Consider the following 22,349-nt stretch of genomic DNA (forward strand, 5'->3'; position numbering starts at 1 on the left):
CGCCCCGGGTGGACGGAGCGGGTCGGCTCGACCGTCGCGACCCCGTCCGCCGACGGGTCGCGCAGCATCCGCTCGGACGACCGCGAGTCGAAACCCGGCTCGCGTGGCGGCGCTCCGGTGGCCCGCTCGGCGGGTAGCGGGCACCATTTCGCGGTGCTGTGGCGTGGATCCGGTACCGGTCGCCCGGTACGCCGATCGCGTCAGCTCGACCGTCGCGCCCCGTCCCCCGACGGGTCGCGCAGGTCCTGCTCCGGCGACCGCGAGTGGGAACCGGGCCCGCGTGGCGGCAGTTCGGCGGCCTCGGCTCGGCGGGTGGTGGGCACCAACCCGCCGTGCTACCCCGATTCGGCGTCGAAGCGGAGTTTCGACGTGATGCGGTACCGGTCGCCCCGGTACACCGATCGCGTCAGCTCGACGGCCTGACCCGTCGTGTCGCGGGTGAGCCGCTCGATGTGGAGGATCGGCGCGTACACCGCGATCTCGAGCAGCTCGGCCTGCTCCGGGTTGGTCACCGCCGGCTCGATCGTCTGCACCGCGTCCGACACCACGATCCCGAACCGCTCGCGCAGCAGCCGGTAGAAGTTGCCCGACTCCAGGTCCGCCACGGCGAGCCCGGGGACCAGGGACGCCGGCAGCGCCAGCTGCTCGATCGCGATCGGCTCGTCGTCGACGTACCGGACCCGGGTGACGCGCAGCACCGGCGTCCCCGGTTCGAGTTCCAGGTCGGCCGCCAGGGACCGCGGGGCGGGGGAGACCGCGAACGCGACCACCCGGCTCGTCCAATGCCCCTCGGCGGGCGGGACAGCCAGGCCCGTCGCCAGTTCCTGGGTCACCTTCTGCGGGCTCGTGAACGTCCCGCGCCCGCGCTGGCGCACCAGCAGCCCGGTGCGGGTCAGCTCGTCGATCGCCGCCCGGACGGTCGGGCGGGACACGCCCAGCTCCGCGGCGAGGTCGCGTTCGGACGCCAGCCCGGTGCCGGGGCCGGCGTTCTCGATCACCTTGAGCAGGTGCCGCCGGACGCGGTCGCGCTTCACCGTGGGCGGGCGGTCCGCCGGCTCGCCACCTTCTCGGGGGCTCCGGGTGGCGGAGCCCCCGGCCTGGGGCGAAGCCCCGGATGCCTCACCTTCTGTTCGGGGGCTCCGGGTGGCGGAGCCCCCGGCCCGGGGCGAAGCCCCGGGTGATACAGCGGTCAAGGCACCGTCTTCCCGGATAGGGGGACCGCGCCGGCGAACCGGACGCGCTCCTTGGGCAGGGCGTCCAGGGCGCGCAGCCGTTCGAGGTGACCGGCCAGGCGCTCCTGGAATTCAGCATAACTGCGCGCCGCGGGCGACCACGCGCGCTCGGCCAGCGCGCACAGCCGCGGGAACGCCAGGTGGCGGACGTGGTCGGGCGTCGGCGCGTGCTCGGTCCACAGCTGGGCCTGCGTGCCGAGCACGCCGGGCCGCGTCCCGTCGCTGACCGGGAGCCCGCCGTCCAGGGGGTCGAAGCGGTGGACGTCCCGGAGTGTCGTGACGTCCGCGCGCGGCGGTTCGCCCGGTTCCTCGCTCTGCCGGTAGTCGAAGTACGTCGACGTGTGCGGCGCCATGATCACCTGGTGCCCGCGGGCCACGGCGAGGGCGCCGTGCGCGGCGTCGCGCCAGGCCGTGACGACCAGGTCCGGTGGCAGCCGGCCCGCGGCGTGGCCGGTTTCGTCCCAGCAGACGGCTTGCCGGCCGAGCTCCGCCAGGAACCGGTGCAGCTCGCCGAGGAACCACGGGTGCAGCTCGGCGGTGCCGCCCAGCTCGAGCTGGGCCGCCTTGGCCCGCGCGACCGGGCTGGACGCCCACTGCGTCGTCGGGCACTCGTCGCCGCCGATGTGCAGGTGCCGCGCCGGGAAGACGTCCGCGACCTGGGTGAGCACCTCCCGGCAGAAGGCGAACGCGCCGTCGTGGACGCCGAGGATGTCCGGGCTGATGCCCCACGCCGTCCACACCGGCAGCCGCACCTCCGGCCGGTTGCCCAGCTCGGGGTGGGCGGCCAAGGCCGCGCGCACGTGCCCGGGCAGGTCGATCTCCGGCACGATCCGCACGCCGCGGTCGGCCGCGAACGCGACGAGCTCCCGCAGCTCGCGCTGGGTGTAGAAGCCGCCGTGCGGAACGCCGTCGTAGACGTCGCTGCCGGCCGGCCCGACCATCGACTCCGCGCGCCACGCGCCGACTTCGGTGAGCCGCGGCCATCCGTCGATCTCGATCCGCCAGCCCTGGTCGTCGGTAAGGTGCAGGTGCAGCACGTTGTACTTGTGCAGCGCCAGCAGGTCGACGAACTCGCGCAGGAACTCCGGCGGCATGAAGTGCCGGGCGACGTCGAGCAGCACCCCGCGCCACGGCAGCCGGGGCGCGTCGCGGACGTGCAGGCAGGGCAGCCGCGGCGGCCCGTGCAGCGGCACCAGCTGGCGCAGGGTCTGCACGCCGTTGCGCAGCCCGGCTTCGGTCGACGCGGTCAGCAGCGCACCCGTCGGCGTGACGTCGAGTTCGTAACCCTCCAGCCCGCGGTTTCCCTCCCGCACGAGGTCGAGGCGGATCGCCGGTCCACTGTGGATCGTGGGCCGGGGCAGGTAGCCGGCGAGCAGGCGCGCCGCGCGTTCGGCGCCGCGGCCGGCCAGCACACGCAGCCCGCCGGCGGGCGCGAACGAGCCGGCGCGGCGGGTCAGCCGCGCGGGGTGGGGGATGATCATCAGCCCTTCACCGCGCCCGCGGTCATGCCTTCGACCAGGTGGCGCTGCACGAGCGCGAAGAAGACGACGACGGGCAGCGCGAACAGCGTCGACGCGGCGATCAGGCCGCCGTAGTCGGTGCCCGTGCTCGTGCTGAACGACACCAGCCACACCGGCAGCGTGTAGCCGGAGCTGTCCTTCATGATCACGTACGCGAACAGGAAGTCGTTCCACGCCGTGATGAACGCGAACACGCTGGTCGCGATCAGCCCCGGCAGCACCAGCGGCAGCAGGACCGAGCGCATGACCCGCCCGCGCGTCGCGCCGTCGACCATCGCCGCCTCCTCGAGCTCGACCGGGATGCCGTGCAGGAACCCGCGCAACGTCCAGATCGTGAACGGCAGCACGAGCGCCACGTACGTCAGGACCAGCCCGAACAGCGTGTCGAGCAGGTGCGCGCTCTTGAGGCCGAGGAACAGCGGGATGACCAGCGCGGGCACCGGCACCATCTGCAGCACCAGCACGCCGATGAGGAAGCTGCGGCGGCCGAAGAACCGGAAGCGCGTCAACGCCGTCGCGGCCAGGAAGGCGACCACAATGGACAGCACCACGACCGCGACGACGACCACGACGCTGTTGACCAGGTCCTGCACGAACCCGGGCTTGGCGAGCGCGTCCGCGAAGTTGTCCAGGGTGACGTCCACCGGCAGGAACTCCGGCGTGGGCTGGAGGATCTTGCCCGCGGGCTTGAACGCCGTGAGCACCATCCAGTAGACCGGGAAGATCCACACGAGGCAGAAGAGCGCGGCTGTGGCGTTGCGGCCGATCCGCCGGATCACAGGTCCTCCCCGGAGCGGACGAGCCGGCGCACGTACACGGCCGTCATCGCGACGAGCAGCAGGACCGAGACGACGGCGATCGCCGCGCCCTGCCCGAAGTTGTTGCCGCTGAACGCCCTCGTGAACGTCCAGATGCCGAGCGTCGTCGTGCCGTCGTTCGGGCCGCCCTGGGTCAGGATCCAGATCTGGTTGAACACGGTGAAGTCCCAGATCACCGACAGGATCGTGACCAGGCCGAGGATCGGCTGCAGGAACGGGAAGGTGATGGTGCGGTGCACCCGCCACGGCCGGGCGCCGTCGAGCGCGGCGGCTTCGTAGTACGAACGCGGGATCTGCGACAGGCCCGCGTAGAGCGTGAGCGCGACGAACGGCACGGACTGCCAGACGACCAGCAGCCAGACGAGCGTGAACGCCGACGCCGGGGACGTCGTCCAGTCGTGCTGGGTGAGGTCGCCGAACCCGACCTGCGTGAGCAGCCAGTTGACCACGCCGTAACCGGGCTGGAAGAGCCACTGCCAGACCAGGGTGGACGCCACGTTCGGCAGGGCCCACGCCGCGATCAGGCAGAGCGTGACGGTCGTGCGCATGCCGCGGCCCAGGCGTTGCAGCAGCAGCGCGACGCCGAACCCGATGACGAGCGTGCCGGCCACCAGGGCCGCGCAGAACCCGATGCTGCGCGCGAGGACCGGGAGGAGCTGGTCGTCGCCGAGGACGGCGGCGTAGTTGTCCCAGCCCGCGAAGCTCGTCGTGCCGGTGAACAGGGACCGCAGGCCGTACTGCTGCGTCGAGATGACGACCAGGCGCACCAGGGGGTAGCCCAGGACGAGTCCGAGCAGGACGGTCGCGGGCAGCAGCAGGCCGTAGGGCAGCAGCGAGCGGCGCCGGCGCGGCGTGGCCGGGCTCGGCGGGGCTTCGGGCGGTGCTTTCACCAGCAGCACGAGGACTCCTTCGCGGAAAAGGGGCGGGGTGGCCCGGTTGGGGACGGCAGTCGGCCGGGCCACCCCGCCGGTCAGCGGGCGTTCAGCGCCTCGGTCAGGTGAGCGTCGAAGTCCTTGGCGGCGTCGGCGATCGGCCGGCGCCCGGTGGCGATGTCCGCGAAGAAGGTGTTGATCGACTTGTCGCTCTCGATGGTCGCCCAGCCGGGCGCGGCCGGGGTCGCGACGCTCGTCTTGGCGGCGGTGGCGAAGGCGGCGTTGAGCGGCGGCAGGGTCGGCGTGATCTGGTCGATCAGCTGGGTGGAAATGGGCGTCCAGCCGTCGATGCCGACGATCGCGTCGCGCTGGACGGCGGGGTCGGTCGCGGCCTTGACGTAGGCGAGGGCGAGGCCGGGGTTGCGGCTCTTGGCGGCGATGGCGAGGTCGGACCCGCCGAGGAACACCGGCTGCGTCTTGCCGGGCGTGGCGCTGGGGAACGGGAAGGTGCCCAGGTGGTCCTTCAGCTCCGGCTTGTTCTTGACGACGGTGTTGACGCTCGTGTCGAGGATCGCGCCGGCCCCGCCGGAGGAGAAGATCGCGGCCTGGTCGGGGGCCTTGGTGTCGACGTTGCGGGAGGCGGGAGAGGAGTAGGCGGCCTGGAAGTCCTTCCAGGCCTGCAGGCCCTTCTGCGCCTCGGGGCTTTCCAGGGCGCCGGTCCACTTGCCGTCCTTCTGCGTGGCGAGCCGACCGCCGGCGTCCCAGACGAACTGCAGCGCGCCGTACCAGTACTTGCCGGGGAAGTGGAAGGCCGAGTAGTCCGCGGCCGGGTGCTTGGCCTTGATCTTGTCGAGGTCCTGCGTGAGCTCCTGGAACGTCTTCGGCGGCGCGGTGATCCCGGCGTCGGCCCAGACCCGCTTGTCGTAGATGACCGCGCGGTTGCCGGCGAACAGCGGGGCGCCGTAGAGGTGTCCGTCCACAGTGGCCGGACCGGCCAAGCCGTCCAGCCAGGTCTGGCCGGCGGCGAGCTCGTCGCGGTGCGGGTTCAGGTCGGCGAGGGCGCCGTTGGCGGCGAAGAGCGGGACGTCGGTGTTGCCGATCTCGATGACGTCGGGGGTGTTGTCCTGGGCGAGAGCGGTGCTGATCTTGGTGTTGATGTTGTCCCACTCCTGGATCTGCACGGTGACCTTCGCGCCGGTGGCCTTCTCGAACGCGGCGCCGATCGCCGCGGTGGCCTTGTCGGACAGGTCGCCGTTCATCAGCCAGACGGTCAGCTGCCCGCCGCCCTGGGCGGACGGGGCGGGGGTGTCGGTACCGCAGGCGGCGGTGGCGGTCACGGCGGCGACGGCCAGGGCGGCGGCGAAAGTGCGTCTGCGCATGGGAGTTCCCGGGGAGTGAGGCGGTGGGGGAGTGGCGGTCGTGAGTGGGAAACGGTGTTCCAGCCCTGTTTCCCGCTCACGAGCGGGTGTGCGGGAAGGGGGCCGCGGCCCGGGTTGGTCCCTGTGACCCGGGCCGCGGCCGGACTTCAGCAGTGGCCGAGGTCGGCCCACTGGGCGGTGAGCCCGGGTTCGGATCCCTGGGTCCACCAGTTCGCCTGCCAGAGGTGCGCGTTGTGCTTCACCCGCTGGCCGCCGAGGTACACCGTGCCCCAGTCCCACTCCGGCGCCGTGGAGCAGTCGGCCGGCTGCGACGGCGTGGTCGGCGTCGTCGGGGTCGTGGGCGTCGTCGTCGGCTGGGTCGTCGTGGTCGCCGGCGGGGTGGTCGGCGACGTGCACCCGTTCACGGTGTCCACATGGGACGTCCCGGCCGTCCGGTAGGAACCCGCGCGGGCGACGGCGTCCGAAGGCGACACCACCTGGTTGCCCGCGTAGTACGTCCAGTCGACCTGTTCGGTGTAGACGCTGTTGCCGCTCGTGTGCCCGGCCGTGTCGATGAACCACATGTTGTAGTTGATCGACATCGGCGTCCGCGGGGTCACCGGGTCGCCTTGGGCGTCGGTCGTGTGGTCGGCGGTGAGCACGCCGTCGATGTAGTACTTCACGTGCCCGCCCGACACCTGCGTGACGATGTCGTGCCAGCCGGCGAAGCTGCGGTTCTGCGCGGTGGACGTGCGCAGGCCGTCCCACGTCGGGTTGTTCCAGTAGGTGTACCAGCTGGTCTGGTAGTCGGCCGTCGGGCCGCCCCAGCCGCCGTTGGGCAGGTACTCCGAGAAGTCCAGCTCGCTGTAGAGCGGGTCGCGGTCGTACCGCAGCGGCGAGATCGTGAAGTACGTTTCGTTGACGTGGTCGCCGTCCGTGCCGCTGTCCGGCGCGTCGGTGAAGCGGACCCGGCTCGCGTACGTGCCCTCGAAGAACCGCAGCTGGTTCTGGTACATCTCGGAGTGCGTGGTGCCGGCCGCGCTCCCGTCGGTGCTCGCGGCGAGCTGGGCGACGCGCTCGCCGTTCACCGTCGGGAAGGTGACGTTGCTGGTGAGCCACCGCGCGCCCGCGACGCCGGGGCTGCCGACGTCGTTGCGCGTGGTCCAGCCGGCGCCGCTGAAGGCGGAGTCGGTCGGGGAGGCGTAGTGGAAGTCGTCGAACAGCACCCCGCAGTCGGCCGCCGCGGCGGTCTGGCTCGCGGCGGCCCCGCCGGAGAGGATCAGGGCCGTCGCGGCCACGGTCGCCGCGCTCGTCAGGGCTGCTGTGGTGGTCCGGGTTCTGCGGGACATGGGTCTCCTCCTGAGGATGGCCGTCCGCCGGAGCTCGCTGATTGGTCTAGACGAATCAGGTGGCGAGGACTCTCCTCCTGACCATTGGTAAAGTCAAGATGGCGACAGAACTTACCTTTGGTAATTTCCGAGGGCGGTTTTCGCCGGGTCCCGCGTGGTCTGTCGAGTTACCGTCGTCCTGTTCGTCATCCTCTTCGACCGACGCCGGACGAAGGAGCGCGCGTGCTCTACATGCTGCTGATCTACAACTGCGACCGGCCCGAGCCGGGCGACCCCGGGTTCGAGGAGGCGCTGGCCGCCGTCAACGCGTTCGCCGACGAATGCCGCCGCCGCGGGGTCTTCGTCTCCGGCCACCCGCTGCAGGGCGAGCACACCGCGACGACGGTGACCGTGCAGGAAGGCCGGACCCTCATCACCGACGGGCCCTTCACCGAAACCCACGAGCACCTCGGCGGCGTGTACGTCTTCGACTGCCGCGACCTCGACGAAGCCCTCGAGCTGGCCGCGCTGTGCCCGATGGCCGCGCAGGGCTCGATCGAGGTGCGCCCGGTCGCCGGCGTGCCCGGGCTGGACCACCGCGCCGCCCGTGGCTGACCGGGCGGCGGACGCCGTCGAACGCGTCTACCGCGCGGACCGCGCCCGGCTGCTCGCCGCGCTGGTCCGGGTGCTCGGCGACTTCGAGCTCGCCGAAGACGCCCTGCAGGACGCGGTCGCGCGAGCGCTGCGGACGTGGGACGCCACGGTCCCGGACGACCCCGCGGCCTGGCTGCTGACCGCGGCGCGCAACAGCGCCGTCGACCGGATCCGCCGGGCCCGCGTCGGCCGGGCCAAGCTGGCCGAGGTCGCGGCCGGGGAAAGCGGGGTGACCGCGGTGCGCCTGCCCGACGACCGGCTCGCCGAGGTCGGCGACGACCGGCTGAGCCTGCTCTTCACCTGCTGCCACCCGGCCCTGGCCGAAGACGCCCGGGTCGCGCTGACGCTGCAGGCGGTCGCGGGCCTGACCGCCGCCCAGATCGCGCGGCTGTTCCTCGTCGCCGAGCCCGCGCTGGCGCAGCGGCTCGTGCGGGCGAAACGCAAGATCCGCGACGCGGGCATCTCGCTGAGCGTCCCGCCGGACCACCTGCTGCCGGACCGCCTCGCCGGTGTCCTCGCGGTGATCTACCTCGTCTTCACCCGGGGCTACACGTCGCCGTCCGGCCGGGACGAGCCGGCCGAGCTGCGGCGCGAGGCGATCCGGCTGGCGAAGCTGCTGGCCGCGCTGATGCCCGACGAGCCGGAGGCGCTCGGCCTGGTCGCGCTGCTCCTGCTGCAGGACTCGCGCTCGGCCGCCCGCTACACGCCCGAGGGTGACGTCGTCCTGCTGGAAGACCAGGACCGCGGGCGGTGGGACCACGCCGGGATCGCCGAGGCGCTCGGCGTGCTCGGGCGGGCGCTGCGCCACGGGACGGTCGGGCAGTACCAGCTGCAGGCGGCCATCGCGGCCCAGCACGCGCAGGCCCGCGTCGCCGCCGACACCGACTGGACGCGCATCGCCGCGCTCTACGCCCAGCTGCGGACGCTCGCGCCGTCACCCGTGGTCGCGCTCAACCACGCCGTGGCCGTCGCGATGGCGTCCGGTCCCGAACCCGGCCTGGCGCTGGTCGAGGCGATCGACGGGCTCGACCGCTACCACCTGTGGCACGCCGCCCGCGCGGACCTGCTGCGCCGCCTCGGCCGTCCCCGAGACGCCGTCGCCGCGTACCGGCGGGCCCGCGAACTGGCCGAAGCCCCGGCCGACCACCGTTTCCTCGACCGCCGCCTCCGCGAACTGGAGTCCTGATGCGACTGTCCGTCTTGGACACCGGCCACCGGCGCCGGGCCCGGGTCTTCATGGCCGTCACGGGCAAGCTCTCCGGCGTCACGAGCCCGGACATCGTCAAGCTGCTGCTCTACCGGCCCGGATTCCTGACCCGGCCGCTGCTGGAGCTGACCGCGCCCGCGATGCGCGGCGAGTCGTACTGGACGGCGGCCGAGCGCGAATACCTCGCGATGAGCACGGCGCGGGTGCACGAGTGCCCGTTCTGCGTGGTCACGCACGCCGAACTGGTGCGGATCGCGGGCGACGGTGACCTCGTTCCCCGGCCGGAACTGCTTGCTGTGCAACGGTTTGTCGAGGACGTCTCGCGCGACGCCGACCTCGACCCGGCGGTGGTCCGCGACCTGCCCGCGCACGCCGTCTCGGAAGCGCTGGACGTCAACCTGGTGTGGAACATCGTCAACCGGCTCGCGAACGCGTTCGGCTTCGAACTGCTCGACGGGCAGCTGAAGACGGGCACGCGGGCGCTGCACCGCGCCGGCTACCGGTTCCCGGGCTTCCTGCTCGCCGACGGCCCGGCCGACCTCCGGGAGAGCGTCTTCGAGCAGCCCGCGCACACGAATCCCGAGCTGCGGCGGGCGGCCGGCACGGGTTCGGGATTGCCCTCGCCGTGGGGCGATTACGTGGCGCTGGTCCGTGACGCGTCCCACCGGGTGCGCGACGACGACGTCCGCGCCTTGCTCACCGCCGGGTGCAGCGAGGACGAGGTCTTCGAGGTCACGGTGGCCGCGGCGGTGGGGGCGGCGCTGCGCAGCTTCGACGCCGGCCGCGCCGCGCTCACGGCTTAGCGGGCGGACTCGAAAAGCTCGACGAGGTTGCCCGCTGGGTCGGCCAGCAGGATCTGCCGCCCGCCCGGACCGGCGACGACGTCGCCGCGGAAGGAGAGGCCTTCTTCGCTGAGCCGCGCGATTTCGGCGTCGAGGTCGGGCACGACGAGGTGGATCCGGTTGCGCCCGGCGGCCGAGGCATCGGCCGGGGTGGCGCGGGCGCCGGAGCTGGCGGGCCCGGAGAGCAGCAGCCGCAGCGGCCCGCGGACGACGTCGGCGAACGCGGGCCCCGCGCTCATGCGGACGGTGAAGCCGAGGTGGGTGGTGTAGAAGTCGAGGGCCGCCGGGACGTCGTCGACGACGTACCGGACGCTGGCGTACTCCTCGGTCACGGCTGGGCCTCCTTGCCTTGCGCCACAACGAGATCCGGCAGCAGGTGCCGGACGCGGACGTCGATCTCCGCCGCCGTCCGCCGGAACGCGGCGTACCCCGCGGGCTCGGCGACGCTCCAGTGGCGGCGGCCCGGGAACTCGGGGCAGACCTCGCGGGCCTTGTCGCACAGGGTGACGACGTGGTCGAACCGCCGCCCGGCGACGGCGTCGAGAGAGCGCGTGCGCTGCTCGCCGAGGTCGAGACCGAAGTCGTCGCGCAGCACCCGGAGCGTATCGGGGTGCAGCGCGGCTTTCGGGCGCGTACCGGCGCTGGCGACGCTGATCTTGCCGCCGGTCCGCCGGCGGAGCAGGGCTTCGGCGATGGGGGAGCGGGCGCTGTTGCCGGTGCAGATGAAGAGCACGGCGACCCGCCCAAAGGTTGTCGGGGCGGGTTCCCGGCGCAACGCGGGGTGCAGCGCCGCACCGGTCCCGTCCAGCGCGGCCTCGCAGGCGTCGAGGTCGAGGTGGTAGTAGCTGTCCCGGCCATCGAAGCTGCTGCGCGTGGCGGTGACGAGGCCGCCGTCCCGCAGCAGCCGCAGGTGGTAGGAGACGAGGTTCTGCGGCTGCCCGACGCGTTCGGTCAGTTCGCGCACCCGGAGATCGCTCCCGGCCAGTGCTTTCAGCAGCGCCCACCGCAGGGGGTGGGCGGCCAGCCGGACGAACGCTGGGAGCGTCATGTTCGTAAAATACATCAAACGGGTTTGATGAACCAGGGCCGCCGCTCACGCCGGCATCCGGCGGTGAAACACCATCGCCGTGGCCGGCGACTCAGGGAATGGTCGGGTTTCGGGCAGGGGGCGGCGGAATCGGAGCGCTCTTCGCCGGTGTCATCGCCTTGGTCGTCTCCCAACGGGAGCGATTCGTCGCCAAGAGGGATGGGCGGATGCTTGGCCCGGGCAGCAATCCGGGCTTCCGGCCGATTTCCGACTGGCAGGGTGTTCCCGACGCGGTCTCGGTGGTGGAGTTCCCCTTCGCCAACTGGAGCGACGGCCCGGTCCGTGACGTCCACGCCGAACTCTGGGCGGACGGCGAACACCGCCCCCGCGAGATTTTCGCCCCGGTCGTCCGGCGCGATGAAGACAGCATCGGGGGCTGGCGGGTGCGGTGGACCGACGGGGACGGCCGGAGCGCAGAAGGCGCCCGCGCACTTCACCGACGACGTGCTCGGTCGGTCGCCCTACCGCCGGCCTCCGCAACCGTAGCCCGCTCAGACCCCGGCCGGCTTGGCTTCGGGAGTCCCTTGGAGCCGGGCCGCGCGGGTCTTCGGGCCGAACACCGCCAGCACCACCGCGCCCACCAGCCACGTCCCGGCGATGAACAGGAACACGCTCTGGTACCCGCTGCCGTTGTACAACCCGGCCACGATCAGCGGGCCCACCGCGTTGGACAGCCGGCCGAGCCCGTACGACACGCCCGTCCCCAGCGACCTGCCCCGCGTGTCGAACAGCTCCGGCGAGTACGCGTACCCCAGCGCCGTGTAGCCCCGCTCGAACAGGTTCACCAGGAAGCCGAACACCACGATGAGGACTGGGTTGAACGTGAGCCCGTAGAACAGGCCGCACAGCGCGATCACCGTGCCGAACGCGACCAGGCACCACTTGCGCTCGAAGCGGTCCGTCACCAGGGCCGCCAGGTACGAGCCCAGCGGCGCGCCCACCGTCGTCAGCGCCACGTAGAACACCGACTTCTCGACGCTGAAGCCCTCCTTCGCCAGCAGCGTTGGCGCCCAACTCGAGTAGCCGAAGAAGCCGATCGTCTGCGTCACCCACAGGACCGTCAGCAGCAACGTCGGCATCAGGTACTTCTTCTTCAGCAGCAACCGCAGCGGCGCCTTGGCCACCGGCGCCTCGTCGATCGGCGGTGCCGGCTCCGGCAGCGGGCCCTTCTCCGCCGCGACGCGCTCTTCGATCTCCCGCAGCACCGCGTCCGCCTTGGCGTGCTCGCCGCGGCTTTCGTACCAGCGCGGCGACTCCTTCAGCTGCCGCGTGAACAGCACCAGCAGCACGCCGAGCGCGCCCCACAGGTACACCAGCCGCCACGACCAGGAGTTGATCGGCACGACCGCGCTCGCGATCAGGTTGGTCACCGGCGTGCCGCAGATGCCGATCACGATCGCGTACGCCTGGTACTTGCCGCGGCTGGCCGCCGGGTACAGCTCACTGACGTAGATGACCGCGACGACGGTCATCGCCGAGAGCCCGGCCGAGGTCAGGATGCGGAACACCCCGAGCGACACGATGTCCCACGAGAACACCGCCGCGAACGAGAAGACGCCGAACCACACGGTGGTCCACACCAGCGCGTTCTTCCGGCCCCAGCGGTCGGCGAGCTTGCTCGCGATGACCGAGCCGAAGAACATCCCGACGAACGACAGCGAGGTCACGTAGGCGACCTGGTCGACCGTCACGCCCCAGAGCTTGATCAGCTTGGGTGCGGTGGTGGCGAAGCTGTTGATGTCCGCGAACTCGAAGAAGTAGGCGAACGAGACGGCCAGCAGGGTGACCTTGTGGAACCGTGAAATCGGCAGTCGGTTCAGCCGGTTGAGCGCGTTGGCGTGCTGCATTGCATGCCCTTCAGGGGTTTCAGGCGGTTTCGCCGGGCCAGTAGAGGCGCATCGGGTTGTCGACGAGCAGCTTCCGCCGCAGCTCGTGCGTTTCCGCGATGTGCGGGACGTAGTCGACGAGCAGGCCGTCGTCGGGCATGTGGTTCTTCAGGTTCGGGTGCGGCCAGTCGGTGCCCCACAGCACGCGGTCCGGGAACTCCGCCACGACGCGCCGGGCGAAGGGCACGACGTCGGTGTACGCGTGCCGTTCGCCGTCGAGGGCCGGTGGGCCGGTGACGGTGAGGCGCTCGGGGCAGCTCACCTTCACGTGGACGTCGTTGCGGTCGGCGAACGCCAGGAAGCGTTCGAATTCGGGGCCGTTCACGGGTTTCGTGACGTCCGGGCGTCCCATGTGGTCGATCACCAGCGGCACGGGCAGCTCGCCGAAGAAGTCCTCGAGCTCGGGCAGGTCGGCGGCTTCGAAGTAGAGCACCACGTGCCAGCCGAGCGGCGCGATCTTCTTCGCGATGGTGCTCAGGTCCTCTTCGGGCGAGGCGTCGACGAGCCGTTTGACGAAGTTGAACCGGACTCCGCGCACGCCGGCCGCGTCGAGGTCGCGCAGTTCTCCGTCGCCGACGTCGGGCCGGACGGTCGCGATCCCGCGTGCCCGGCCGCCCGCCGCCCGCACCGCGTCGACCATGGCCGAGTTGTCCGCGCCGTGGCAGGTGGCCTGCACGATGACGTTCCGCGTGACGCCGAGGTGGTCCCGCAGGGCGAACAGCTGGTCCTTGCCCGCGTCGCACGGCGTGTACTTGCGCTCGGGCGCGAACGGGAACTCCTTCTGCGGGCCGAACACGTGGCAATGGGCGTCCACAGTGCCCTCGGGCAGCCGGAAGTCCGGTGTGGACGGACCGGCGTACCAGTCCAGCCAGCCCGGCGTCTTGGGCGCGGTCACCGGCCTTGTCCTTTGAGGAGGGTGTCCAGGCGTGGGTAGACGGCGCGGGCGTTGTGCTCGCGGATCGCGGCCCAGTCCTCTTCGGACAGTTTCGCGGACTCGGCGTACCGGCGGGTGTCGTCGAAGTGGTGGCCGGTGCGCGGGTCGACGCTGCGGACGGCGCCGATCATCTCGGACGCGAACAGGATGTTGCGCGCCGGGATGACGTCGAAGAGCAGGTCCGACCCCGGCTGGTGGTAGACGCAGGTGTCGAAGAAGACGTTGTTCAGCAGGTGGTCTTCCAGCTCGGGCTTGCCCAGCGCCATCGCGAGGCCGCGGAACCGGCCCCAGTGGTAGGGCACCGCGCCGCCGCCGTGCGGGATGACCAGCCGCAGCGTCGGGAAGTCGGTGAACAGGTCGCCCTGCACGAGCTGCATGAACGCGGTCGTGTCGGCGTTGAGGTAGTGCGCGCCGGTGGTGTGGAACGCGGGGTTCACGCTGGTGCTGACGTGCACCATGGCCGGGATGTCGTACTCGACCATCTTTTCGTAGACCGGGTACCACGACCGGTCGGTGAGCGGCGGCGCCGTCCAGTGGCCGCCGCTGGGGTCGGGGTTGAGGTTCAGCGCGACGGCGCCGTACTCCTCGACGCAGCGAGTCAGCTCCGGCAGGCAGGTGGCGGGGTCGATGCCCGGCGACTGCGGGAGCATCGCGGCGGGGGCGAACCGCTCGGGGTAGAGCGTGCTGACGCGGTGGCAGAGCTCGTTGCAGAGCGCCGCCCACTCGGCGGAGGTCTCGAAACCGCCGACGTGGTGGGCCATGAACGACGCCCGCGGCGAGAAGATCGTGAGGTCGATGCCGCGTTCGTCCATCAGGCGCAGCTGGTTCGGCTCGATCGTCTCGCGCAGTTCGTCGTCGCTGATCCGCAGGTCCGCCGGCGTGGGCGCGGCGGCGTCGCCGGTCAGGGCCGCGATCTGCTGGTCGCGCCACGCCGCGAGCGCGGGCGGGGCGGTGGTGTAGTGGCCGTGGCAGTCGATGATCAAGGTGGTTCCTCGTCGCTTCCGGGCTTCGATACTCGCACACTAATCGTCGATGAAATTGTTGACAATATCTACGACGAGATTGACCTGATCGAGATGGTGCGATCCACCCGGGACGGGCCGGGTCCGCGTGGGAGACTTCGCCCGAACCGCCGGGGGCCGGAGTCGGCGCACCGTGGGGGCGGTCGGCCGACACCGAGGACGTCATGACGAATCCGCAGTACCCCGGGCCGCAGGGGCAGCAGCCGTACTCCGCGCCTTCGGGTGGTTTCCCGGCCCAGCCGGCGTATCCCGCGCCGTCGGGGGGCTTCCCCGCGCAGCAGCCTTACCCCGGCCAGCCGTCGTACCCGGGTGGGTTCGCCGCGCAGCCCTACCCGCAGGCGCCCTACCCCGCGCCCGGCTACGGGATGCAGCCGCCGCAACCCAACGGGGCCACCGCCATCATCGCCGGCGTCCTCGCCGTGCTCGGCGGGCTCGCCTCGCTGCTCGGCCTGATCACCGGCGCCATCGGGATCGCGGGCCTCGGGTTCCTGCACTGGCTCTTCATCGTCGCCCTCGTCGAGAACCTGATCCTCGTGGGCACGCTGCTCCCCGGCGGCATCCTCCTGTTCCTGCGCAAGCCGATGGGCCGCCTGCTCACGATCATCGGCAGCGGGTTCGCCATCTTCGTGGCCGTCGCGACGGTCGTGGTCGACATGGTCGGCATCGGCCACTACGGCGCCGGGCTGTTCCCCGGCTTCCTCGGGTTGCTGCTGACCCTGGTCCCGGCCGTCGCGACGCTCGTCCTCGCGATCGTCAAGCCGACCGCGCAGTGGTGTGCCCCTCGCGCACGCTGAGGGGGTTCTCGGCGCGGCGCACCAGGCTCACCATCGCCGCGCCGAGCACGCCCGCGATCGCGAACACCACGAAGCCCGAAGAGGACAGTCCACTCGCGACCAGGACCCCGCCCAGCCACGGCCCGAACACCGCGCCCAGCCGGCCGACGCCCGACACCCAGCCGAGCGCCGTCGCGCGGCTGTCGGCGGGGTAGTACGCGCCGACCGCCGCGTAGATGAGCGTCTGCGCGCTGAACAGCCACGCGCCCGTAAGGAACACGACCACGTACGTCACGACCAGGGGCAGGTGCACCGCCAGCAGCCCGACGCCGCACGCCGTCAGCGCGAACCAGATGATCGCGACCGGCCGGGCGCCGAACCGGTCAGCGAGCCGGCCGGCGACGAGCATGCCCGCGATCCCGCCCAGGTTGATCACCAGCAGGAAGCTGATCGCGGAACCGAGGTTGTAGCCGCTGCCGCGCATCATCGTCGGGAGCCAGGTGTTCACGCCGTACACCAGCAGCAGACCGGCGAAGGAGGCGATCCAGAACAGCAGCGTCGTCATCCGCACCGACGGCGTGAACAGCCCGCGCAGGCCGCCGCGCCGGTCTTCGGCCGGCTCGGGCGCGAACGTGCCGAGGGAGACCGCGTACTTGTCCGCGATGGCCCGCGCGCGGCCGGTCTTGCCCTTGGCCAGCAGGAACGTCAGCGACTCCGGCAGCAGGAAGACGACGGCGGGCAGCACGACCACGAGCAGCAGTGCGCCGATCCAGTACACCGAGCGCCAGCCCAGCGACTGGACGAGCGTCATCCCCAGCGCGCCGGCCAGCGCCCCGCCCGCCTGGTGGGCCGTCATCACGGTGGTGACGGCGAGGTTCTTGCGCCACGCCGGCGCGTACTCCATGACCATCGCGATCGCCGACGGCAGCAGCCCGCCGAGCCCGATCCCGGCGACGAACCGCGCCGCGCCGAAGAACTCGACCGTCGGCGCGGCGGCGCACGCGGCCGCGGCCAGTGAAAAGACCGTGACCCCGGTGATGATGATCTTCCGGCGCCCGGTGCGGTCGGTGAGGATCCCGGACGCGAGCGCGCCGAGCATCATCCCGAACGTCGTCATGCTGCCGATGGTCCCGCCGGTGACCGCGGTCAGGCCGAAGCTCTTGTCGGCCAGCACGCCCGGCAGGGTCGCCCCGTAGACGAACAGGTCCAGGCCGTCGAGCAGCACGAGGACCCAGCACAGCGCGGTGACCCGGATCGACAGCCGGACCGTGGCGGCGGCCGTGCCGCCTGGTTCTCGCGTGGACATCCTCGTCCCTTTCGTCCGGGGGCGGCGGAGGTGTCCGAAGCTACATCGGCTGAGATATTGAACACAAGACTCGCGGCAAAATTGTCAACAATCCTGTGAATCAGCTATGTGCGCGAGCTGGTCGCGAGCCGCGCCGGCGACGTCGTTGCGCACGTCCAGTTCGGTCAGCATCTCGGCGGCCGCCGCCATCTCGGCGGTGCGGCGGACCGCGTGCCGGTAGGAGCCGTCGACGAGCCGGTCGACGGTGGCCGCGTTCGCCGCGGTGAGCTCGTCGACGATGATCTTGCGCAGCCAGTCCTCGCAGCCCGCGGCGCGCGCCGCTTGCAGCGCTTCGACCACGGCGGCCGACATGCCCTTGAAGAACACGCTGCGCAGCAGCTTGCGCTCGGCGGCGAGGCCGGCGTCGCCGGTCATGATCTCGACCGCGGCGCCGAACGCGTTCAGCGCCGCGGCGACGGCCTCGGCGGCGACACCGGTGGCGAGCATCGGGACGCGCAGGCCGCGCCCCGGCACCGGCGCCATGATCGCGACGTCGGCGAACGGCACGCCGTGTTCGGCGGCGATACCGGCGAGCTCGCGCTTGGTGCCGGGGGAGGCGGTGTTCAGGTCGGCCCAGGCGGCGCCGGTCTTCACGCCGCCCAGCCCGGCCTCGAGCGCTTCGACGGCCGCGTGCGCGCTGTTCACGCTGAGCACCAGGTCGGCGCCCTCGGCGGCTTCGGCTTCCGAGCCCGTCGTGACGACTCCCTCGACGGCGGAAACGACCGGGTCGTAGCCCCGCACGACGGCTCCGGCGGCGGCCAGATCGCGGGCGAGCGCGCTGCCCGCCTCGCCGAGGCCGAGTATCGCGATGGTTCCGGGCATAGCAGAATCCTCTCCACAAGCTACGATCGAGTACACGATGTGCTAGACAAAATTGTCAACAAAAGGCGTCGACAGACGGGGTCGGGGTATGACCGAGAGTGCTGCGGACCGGCAGCCGGGGGAGCGTTCCGTGGTGGCGGCCATCCGCGACGCGATCGTCCGCGGCGAGTTCGTGCCCAACCAGCGGCTGGTGGAGGCGGACCTGTCCGGCCAGTTCGCCGCGAGCCGCGCGACGGTGCGCGCGGCCCTGATAGAGCTGACGAATGAGGGGCTCGTCGAGCGGGTGCAGAACCGCGGCGCGCGGGTGCGGGCGGTGTCGCTCGAGGAGGCCGTCGAGATCTCCGAGGTCCGCATGATGCTGGAGTCGCTGTGCGCGGCGAAGGCGGCGGAGCGCGTTTCCGACGCCGAGGTCGGCGAGCTGAAGGAGCTCGGCGAGTTGATGCGCCAGGCGGTGGCGGGCGGTGACGTGGTCGGGTACTCGGGGCTCAACCAGCGGCTGCACCGCAGGGTGCGCGAGATCAGCGGCCAGCACACGGCGGCGCAGGTGCTGGAGCGGTTGCGGGGGCAGAGTGTCCGCCACCAGTTCAGGCTGGCGATGCGCCCGGGCCGGCCGCAGGTGTCGCTCCCGGAGCACCTGGCGATCATCGACGCGATCTGCGCGCACGACGCGGAACGGGCGGCGGAGGCGGCGCGGGTGCACTTGGCGAGCGTGATCGAGGCGCTCAAGGTGGCCGATGCCGCGGAGGTGTCGCACCTGCGGCCGTGACGGGTCTTGCGGATGCGTACTCCCTGTGATCGGTACTGGCGCCAAGATTGTTGACAATTTCGTCGACTGAACCGTACCGTAAGCCGTATGAAGCCCGTCATCGTCACCGATCCGCCGCGGGCCGACCTGCGGCAAGTCGCGCAGCTGGCCGACTACGGCGTCGCCACCGTCCACGAGGCTCTCGGGCGCTCCGGGCTGCTCGGTCCGGACCTCCGCCCGATCCAGGACGGCGCCCGGATCGGCGGCACCGCCGTCACCGCGCTCTGCTGGCCCGGGGACAACCTCATGATCCACGCCGCCGTCGAGCAGTGCCGCGAAGGCGATGTCCTCGTCGTCACCACCACTTCCCCCTGCCGTGACGGGCTCTTCGGCGAGCTCTTCGCCACCGCGCTGCGCTACCGGGGCGTGCGGGGCCTCGTGATCAACGCCGGCGTCCGGGACGTCAGCGACCTGCGCGCGCTCGGCTTCCCCGTCTGGTCGGCCGCCGTCAGCGCGCAAGGCACCGTCAAGGCGACCGCCGGCGCCGTCAACGTTCCCGTCGTCATCGGCGGGCAGGTCATCCGCCCGGGCGACGCCATCCTCGCCGACGACGACGGCGTTCTGCGCGTGCGCCGCCAAGATGTCCAAATAGGACTCGACGCCTCGCAGGCCCGGCTGGAAAAGGAAGCCGCCGCGCGGGAAGCGTTCGCCCAGGGCCAGCTCGGCCTGGACCGCTACGGGCTGCGCGAGAAGCTCGAAGCCCTCGGCGTCCGGTACGTGACCGCCGAGGAGTACGAGAAGGAGCAGGCATGACCGGCGTGCGCTGCATGCTCTTGCGGGGCGGCACCTCCAAGGGCGCCTACTTCCTCGCCGACGACCTCCCCGCAGACCCGACGGCCCGCGACGACCTCCTGATGCGGATCATGGGCACCCCCGACCCGCGCCAGATCGATGGTCTCGGCGGGGCTCAGCCGGTCACCAGCAAGGTCGCCGTCGTGTCCGAAGCGGACGGACCGAGCCACGACATCGACTACCTGTTCCTGCAGCTCGGCGTCGAAGAGCCCACCGTCTCCGATCGGCAGACCTGCGGCAACCTCCTGGCCGGCGTCGGGCAGTTTGCCGTCGAACGCGGGCTCGTGCCCGCCGGCCCCGAGCGCACCACCGTGCGCGTGCGGCTGGTCAACACCGGCACCATCGCCGTCTCGACGTTCGCCACCCCCGGCGGCGAAGTCGACTACAGCGGCGACACCGCCATCTCCGGCGTCCCCGGCACCGCCGCCCCGGTCGAGCTGGACTTCACCGAGACCGAAGGATCCGTCTGCGGCAGCCTGCTGCCCACCGGCAACGTCCGCGACGAGATCGGCGGCATCGTGGTGTCCTGTGTGGACAACGGGATGCCGGTCGTCGTCGCGCGTGCCGAAGACCTCGGCGAGGAACCGGGGCTCGCCGACCGGATCGACGCCTTGCGCATCGAAGCCGGGAAGCTCATGGGCCTCGGCGACGTCCGCGGCTCGTCCGTCCCCAAGACGACACTGGTTTCCGCGCCCCGCGACGGCGGCGCCATCGCCACCCGCACCTTCATCCCGGTCAAGCAGCACCCGTCGATCGGCGTGCTCGGCGGGGTCAGCGTCGTGACGGCGTTGCTGCTCGAGGGCGCCGTCGGGGCCGAGCTCCTCCGGAAACCCGCCGCGGGCGAGCCCATCGAGATCGAGCACCCGAGCGGCAAGCTCGCCGTGGCGATCGAGTTCGACGGCTCCCGCGTCCGCCGGTCGACCGTGATCCGCACCGCCCGGAAGCTGTTCGACGGCACCGTTTTCCCGCGCCCCTGAGGAGATCCGCTCATGTCCGACCCCTCGCCGCGTCACGAAATCGCGCACCTCGGCCACGTCGAGCTGCTGACCCCGGAGCCGGAGAAGAGCCTCGACTTCTTCGTCCGCGTGCTCGGGCTGACCGAGAACGGCACCGACGGCGACTCCGTCTACCTGCGCACCTGGGACGACTACGAGCACCACAGCCTGAAGCTGACCGCTGCGAAGACGTCCGGGGTCGGGCGGACAGCGTTGCGCACGTCCAGCGAAGAGGCCCTCAAGCGGCGGGTCGTCGCGCTCGAGGAGCGCGGGCTCGGCGTCGGCTGGGTCGACGGCGACACCGGGATCGGCACGACCTACCTGTTCCGCGACCCGGACGGCCACGAGCTCGAGATCTACTGGGAAACCGAGCGCTACCGGCCGCCGGAGCACCTGCGGCCCGCGTTGAAGAACCAGGCGCAGGCGTACCCGGGGCGCGGGGTCGGCGTCCGGCGCCTGGACCACGTCAACTACCTGGCGCGGGAGGCCGAAGTCAACGGCCGGTTCGTCTGCGACGCGCTGGGTGGCCGCGTCACCGAGCAGATCCGGCTCGACAGCGGCGTGATTTCGGGGCAGTGGACGCACTTCGCGCAGAAGTCGTACGACCTCGTCTACACGAACGACTGGACGAAGTCTCACGGCCGGCTGCACCACATCGCGTTCGCGACCGACACGCGCGAGGACATCCTGCGCGCGGCGGACATCGCGCTCGACAACGACGTCCACATCGAGACCGGGCCGCACAAGCACGCGATCCAGCAGACGTTCTTCCTCTACCTCTACGAACCCGGCGGCAACCGGATCGAGCTGTGCAACCCGACCGGGCGGCTGATCTTCGCGCCGGACTGGGAGCCGGTCACCTGGACCGAGGCTGAACGCGCGAAGGGGCAGGCGTGGGGGCTGAAGACGATCGAGTCGTTCCACACGCACGGGACGCCGCCGGTGGCGTGATCAGCGCGTGAGCTCGCGGTAGGCGTCGGCGACGCGGCAGAGGTACTCGGTGTCGCTGCCGAGGTCCTGTCCACCTTGGACGGTCGGCTCGGTCGCGAGCGGTGGCTTGCCCTCTTCGCGGGCGTGCAGGGCGGCGGCGATCTCGGCGGCCTCTTGGCGTTCGCCGGTGGCGGAGCCGGTGCGGTAGGGGCGGATGGCGAGCAGGCCGTCGCGGATCTCGATGACCCGGCGGTAGAGGTGCAGCCGCGTCGGGAACAGCGTGGTGCGCGGCGGTTCGAGCGCGATCTCCGGCTCGGCGCGGTAGAGGGCGAGCCAGAGCGGGCCGAGCCGGCGGTACTGGCGGTGGCGGCGCAGCCAGCCGACGGCCGCGGGGACGCCGACGCCCACGAGCACGAGCACGTGGGCCCCGGTGGGGAGGGCCTTGCTCAGCAGGAAACCCCGGCCGTACTCGAAGGTGAAGGGAGCGCGGGCGGTGCTGGCGACGACGGTCCGGATCACCATGTAGGCGGCCGCGGCGACGACCCCGGCGACGACCAGGCCGAAGCCGGCGCGCACGATCCGGTCGGCGGTGCGGCGCGCGTCCTGCAGGCACAGCCCGGCGATGACCGCGAGCTCGGGCAGGAGCGCGACCGCGTAGGCGATGCAGTACTCCATGACGAACGGCGACTGCGGCATCATGTCGGGCGCCAGGACGAAGAACGTGATCATGACGGCGCCGCCGGTCGCGGCCCAGGCGGTGTGGCGCCGGGCGCTTTCGCGGAGTCCGTGCAGGGTGAGCAGGAGCTGGGCACCGGCCCAGACCGCGCCGACCATGGCGAGGTGGGCGACGAGCAGTTCGACGTTGGCCGCGCCGGCCGCGCGGGTGAATCCGCGGACGGCGGGGGTGAGCGCGGTTTGCGAGACGGCGAGGCCGAACACGCAGAACCGCACGAGCCGGCGGCCGGGAGCGGGGCTGGGGCGCAGCCAGAGCAGGAGGGCCCAGGCCAGGACGGCCGGGCCGTAGCGGCGGACGAGTTCACCCACGGTCGCCGCCGTTCGCCGGGAGGGTGGTTGCGGTAGCCCGGGCGGCCGGGACCGCGCGGCGCTTCACTTCACCCATGGGCGCC

22 protein-coding genes are annotated in these 22,349 nt (G+C 71.8%); 8 read left to right on the forward strand and 14 right to left on the reverse strand.

Annotated features, from left to right (window positions below; genetic code table 11):
- Positions 1-335: 335 nt before the first annotated feature.
- From ACIRSS_RS07825 to ACIRSS_RS07850, 6 genes are all read right to left on the reverse strand, one after another.
- Complete coding sequence (locus ACIRSS_RS07825; protein WP_400891905.1) at positions 336-1,034, reverse strand: GntR family transcriptional regulator; 699 nt, start codon at positions 1,032-1,034, stop codon at positions 336-338.
- A gap of 155 nt (positions 1,035-1,189) precedes the next feature.
- Entirely contained in the window at positions 1,190-2,713 is a 1,524-nt protein-coding gene (locus ACIRSS_RS07830) for a beta-N-acetylhexosaminidase (protein WP_400891907.1), read from the reverse strand.
- A complete protein-coding gene (locus ACIRSS_RS07835; protein ID WP_400891910.1) occupies positions 2,713-3,531 on the reverse strand; it encodes a carbohydrate ABC transporter permease in 819 nt (272 codons plus the stop codon). Before ACIRSS_RS07835 ends, ACIRSS_RS07830 begins: the two co-directional genes overlap by 1 nt.
- A complete protein-coding gene (locus tag ACIRSS_RS07840; protein WP_400891912.1) occupies positions 3,528-4,469 on the reverse strand; it encodes a carbohydrate ABC transporter permease in 942 nt (313 codons plus the stop codon). The genes ACIRSS_RS07835 and ACIRSS_RS07840 overlap by 4 nt, the downstream gene beginning before the upstream one ends.
- 71 nt (positions 4,470-4,540) lie before the next feature.
- Positions 4,541-5,821: an extracellular solute-binding protein gene (locus ACIRSS_RS07845; protein WP_400891915.1), complete on the reverse strand. Its 1,281-nt coding sequence runs from the start codon at positions 5,819-5,821 to the stop codon at positions 4,541-4,543.
- Positions 5,822-5,967: 146 nt separating this feature from the next.
- Positions 5,968-7,149 (reverse strand): carbohydrate-binding protein, encoded by a 1,182-nt coding sequence (locus ACIRSS_RS07850; protein WP_400891917.1) that lies wholly within the window; start codon positions 7,147-7,149, stop codon positions 5,968-5,970.
- A 222-nt stretch (positions 7,150-7,371) separates the two neighbouring features.
- On the opposite strand from ACIRSS_RS07850, the gene ACIRSS_RS07855 reads away from it, so the two are divergent.
- Genes ACIRSS_RS07855 through ACIRSS_RS07865 form a run of 3 tightly spaced genes read left to right on the forward strand, consistent with a single transcriptional unit; the run spans position 7,372 to position 9,792 of the window.
- Positions 7,372-7,743, forward strand: a complete 372-nt coding sequence (locus ACIRSS_RS07855) for a YciI family protein (protein ID WP_400891920.1) — start codon at positions 7,372-7,374, stop codon at positions 7,741-7,743.
- Positions 7,736-8,968: an RNA polymerase sigma factor gene (locus ACIRSS_RS07860; RefSeq protein ID WP_400891922.1), complete on the forward strand. Its 1,233-nt coding sequence runs from the start codon at positions 7,736-7,738 to the stop codon at positions 8,966-8,968. The genes ACIRSS_RS07855 and ACIRSS_RS07860 overlap by 8 nt, the downstream gene beginning before the upstream one ends.
- Positions 8,968-9,792 (forward strand): hypothetical protein, encoded by an 825-nt coding sequence (locus ACIRSS_RS07865; RefSeq protein WP_400891924.1) that lies wholly within the window; start codon positions 8,968-8,970, stop codon positions 9,790-9,792. Before ACIRSS_RS07860 ends, ACIRSS_RS07865 begins: the two co-directional genes overlap by 1 nt.
- Here ACIRSS_RS07865 and ACIRSS_RS07870 read toward each other — a convergent pair.
- From ACIRSS_RS07870 to ACIRSS_RS07890, 5 genes are all read right to left on the reverse strand, one after another.
- Complete coding sequence (locus ACIRSS_RS07870) at positions 9,789-10,163, reverse strand: VOC family protein (protein WP_400891927.1); 375 nt, start codon at positions 10,161-10,163, stop codon at positions 9,789-9,791. The genes ACIRSS_RS07865 and ACIRSS_RS07870 overlap by 4 nt on opposite strands.
- Positions 10,160-10,879 carry an ArsR family transcriptional regulator gene (locus ACIRSS_RS07875; protein WP_400891929.1) on the reverse strand — a complete coding sequence of 240 codons (720 nt, stop codon included), beginning with the start codon at positions 10,877-10,879 and terminating at the stop codon, positions 10,160-10,162. The genes ACIRSS_RS07870 and ACIRSS_RS07875 overlap by 4 nt, the downstream gene beginning before the upstream one ends.
- Positions 10,880-11,409: 530 nt before the next feature.
- A complete protein-coding gene (locus ACIRSS_RS07880) occupies positions 11,410-12,765 on the reverse strand; it encodes an MFS transporter (RefSeq protein WP_400891931.1) in 1,356 nt (451 codons plus the stop codon).
- Positions 12,766-12,784: 19 nt separating this feature from the next.
- Complete coding sequence (locus ACIRSS_RS07885; protein ID WP_400891934.1) at positions 12,785-13,699, reverse strand: amidohydrolase family protein; 915 nt, start codon at positions 13,697-13,699, stop codon at positions 12,785-12,787.
- Positions 13,696-14,721, reverse strand: coding sequence for an amidohydrolase family protein (locus tag ACIRSS_RS07890; protein ID WP_400891936.1), 1,026 nt, complete (start codon positions 14,719-14,721; stop codon positions 13,696-13,698). The genes ACIRSS_RS07885 and ACIRSS_RS07890 overlap by 4 nt, the downstream gene beginning before the upstream one ends.
- Positions 14,722-14,924: 203 nt before the next feature.
- Between ACIRSS_RS07890 and ACIRSS_RS07895 the strand changes: the two genes are divergently transcribed.
- Entirely contained in the window at positions 14,925-15,554 is a 630-nt protein-coding gene (locus ACIRSS_RS07895) for a hypothetical protein (protein ID WP_400891939.1), read from the forward strand.
- Here the strand turns inward: ACIRSS_RS07895 and ACIRSS_RS07900 are convergent.
- Together ACIRSS_RS07900 and ACIRSS_RS07905 are read right to left on the reverse strand one after the other, a co-directional pair.
- Positions 15,514-16,839 (reverse strand): MFS transporter, encoded by a 1,326-nt coding sequence (locus ACIRSS_RS07900; protein ID WP_400891941.1) that lies wholly within the window; start codon positions 16,837-16,839, stop codon positions 15,514-15,516. The two genes, ACIRSS_RS07895 and ACIRSS_RS07900, sit on opposite strands and share 41 nt — an antisense overlap.
- 84 nt (positions 16,840-16,923) lie before the next feature.
- Complete coding sequence (locus ACIRSS_RS07905; protein ID WP_400891943.1) at positions 16,924-17,700, reverse strand: DUF1932 domain-containing protein; 777 nt, start codon at positions 17,698-17,700, stop codon at positions 16,924-16,926.
- Positions 17,701-17,788: 88 nt separating this feature from the next.
- On the opposite strand from ACIRSS_RS07905, the gene ACIRSS_RS07910 reads away from it, so the two are divergent.
- The 4 genes from ACIRSS_RS07910 (at position 17,789) to ACIRSS_RS07925 (ending at position 21,243) form a co-directional block, all read left to right on the forward strand.
- Positions 17,789-18,466 (forward strand): GntR family transcriptional regulator, encoded by a 678-nt coding sequence (locus ACIRSS_RS07910; RefSeq protein ID WP_400891945.1) that lies wholly within the window; start codon positions 17,789-17,791, stop codon positions 18,464-18,466.
- 87 nt (positions 18,467-18,553) lie between these two features.
- A complete protein-coding gene (locus ACIRSS_RS07915; protein WP_400891947.1) occupies positions 18,554-19,258 on the forward strand; it encodes a 4-carboxy-4-hydroxy-2-oxoadipate aldolase/oxaloacetate decarboxylase in 705 nt (234 codons plus the stop codon).
- On the forward strand, positions 19,255-20,274 hold the full coding sequence (locus ACIRSS_RS07920; protein ID WP_400891950.1) for a 4-oxalomesaconate tautomerase: 1,020 nt from the start codon (positions 19,255-19,257) through the stop codon (positions 20,272-20,274). The genes ACIRSS_RS07915 and ACIRSS_RS07920 overlap by 4 nt, the downstream gene beginning before the upstream one ends.
- Before the next feature lie 12 nt (positions 20,275-20,286).
- A complete protein-coding gene (locus tag ACIRSS_RS07925; RefSeq protein ID WP_400891952.1) occupies positions 20,287-21,243 on the forward strand; it encodes a catechol 2,3-dioxygenase in 957 nt (318 codons plus the stop codon).
- Here ACIRSS_RS07925 and ACIRSS_RS07930 read toward each other — a convergent pair whose 3' ends face one another.
- On the reverse strand, positions 21,244-22,266 hold the full coding sequence (locus ACIRSS_RS07930; protein WP_400891954.1) for an MAB_1171c family putative transporter: 1,023 nt from the start codon (positions 22,264-22,266) through the stop codon (positions 21,244-21,246).
- Positions 22,267-22,349: the final 83 nt, after the last annotated feature.

The sequence above is a fragment of the Amycolatopsis sp. NPDC101161 genome (genome assembly GCF_044768185.1).
GTDB lineage: Bacteria > Actinomycetota > Actinomycetes > Mycobacteriales > Pseudonocardiaceae > Amycolatopsis.

Excerpts from the sequence above, each read along its gene's own strand:
- ACIRSS_RS07850 (WP_400891917.1), bottom strand. The coding sequence starts at position 7,149 with ATGTCCCGCAGAACCCGGACCACCACAGCAGCCCTGACGAGCGCGGCG.
- ACIRSS_RS07920 (WP_400891950.1), top strand. The coding sequence starts at position 19,255 with ATGACCGGCGTGCGCTGCATGCTCTTGCGGGGCGGCACCTCCAAGGGC.
- ACIRSS_RS07880 (WP_400891931.1), bottom strand. The coding sequence starts at position 12,765 with ATGCAGCACGCCAACGCGCTCAACCGGCTGAACCGACTGCCGATTTCA.
- ACIRSS_RS07845 (WP_400891915.1), bottom strand. The coding sequence starts at position 5,821 with ATGCGCAGACGCACTTTCGCCGCCGCCCTGGCCGTCGCCGCCGTGACC.
- ACIRSS_RS07895 (WP_400891939.1), top strand. The coding sequence starts at position 14,925 with ATGACGAATCCGCAGTACCCCGGGCCGCAGGGGCAGCAGCCGTACTCC.
- ACIRSS_RS07905 (WP_400891943.1), bottom strand. The coding sequence starts at position 17,700 with ATGCCCGGAACCATCGCGATACTCGGCCTCGGCGAGGCGGGCAGCGCG.
- ACIRSS_RS07910 (WP_400891945.1), top strand. The coding sequence starts at position 17,789 with ATGACCGAGAGTGCTGCGGACCGGCAGCCGGGGGAGCGTTCCGTGGTG.
- ACIRSS_RS07865 (WP_400891924.1), top strand. The coding sequence starts at position 8,968 with ATGCGACTGTCCGTCTTGGACACCGGCCACCGGCGCCGGGCCCGGGTC.
- ACIRSS_RS07900 (WP_400891941.1), bottom strand. The coding sequence starts at position 16,839 with ATGTCCACGCGAGAACCAGGCGGCACGGCCGCCGCCACGGTCCGGCTG.
- ACIRSS_RS07875 (WP_400891929.1), bottom strand. The coding sequence starts at position 10,879 with ATGACGCTCCCAGCGTTCGTCCGGCTGGCCGCCCACCCCCTGCGGTGG.
- ACIRSS_RS07915 (WP_400891947.1), top strand. The coding sequence starts at position 18,554 with ATGAAGCCCGTCATCGTCACCGATCCGCCGCGGGCCGACCTGCGGCAA.
- ACIRSS_RS07830 (WP_400891907.1), bottom strand. The coding sequence starts at position 2,713 with ATGATCATCCCCCACCCCGCGCGGCTGACCCGCCGCGCCGGCTCGTTC.
- ACIRSS_RS07925 (WP_400891952.1), top strand. The coding sequence starts at position 20,287 with ATGTCCGACCCCTCGCCGCGTCACGAAATCGCGCACCTCGGCCACGTC.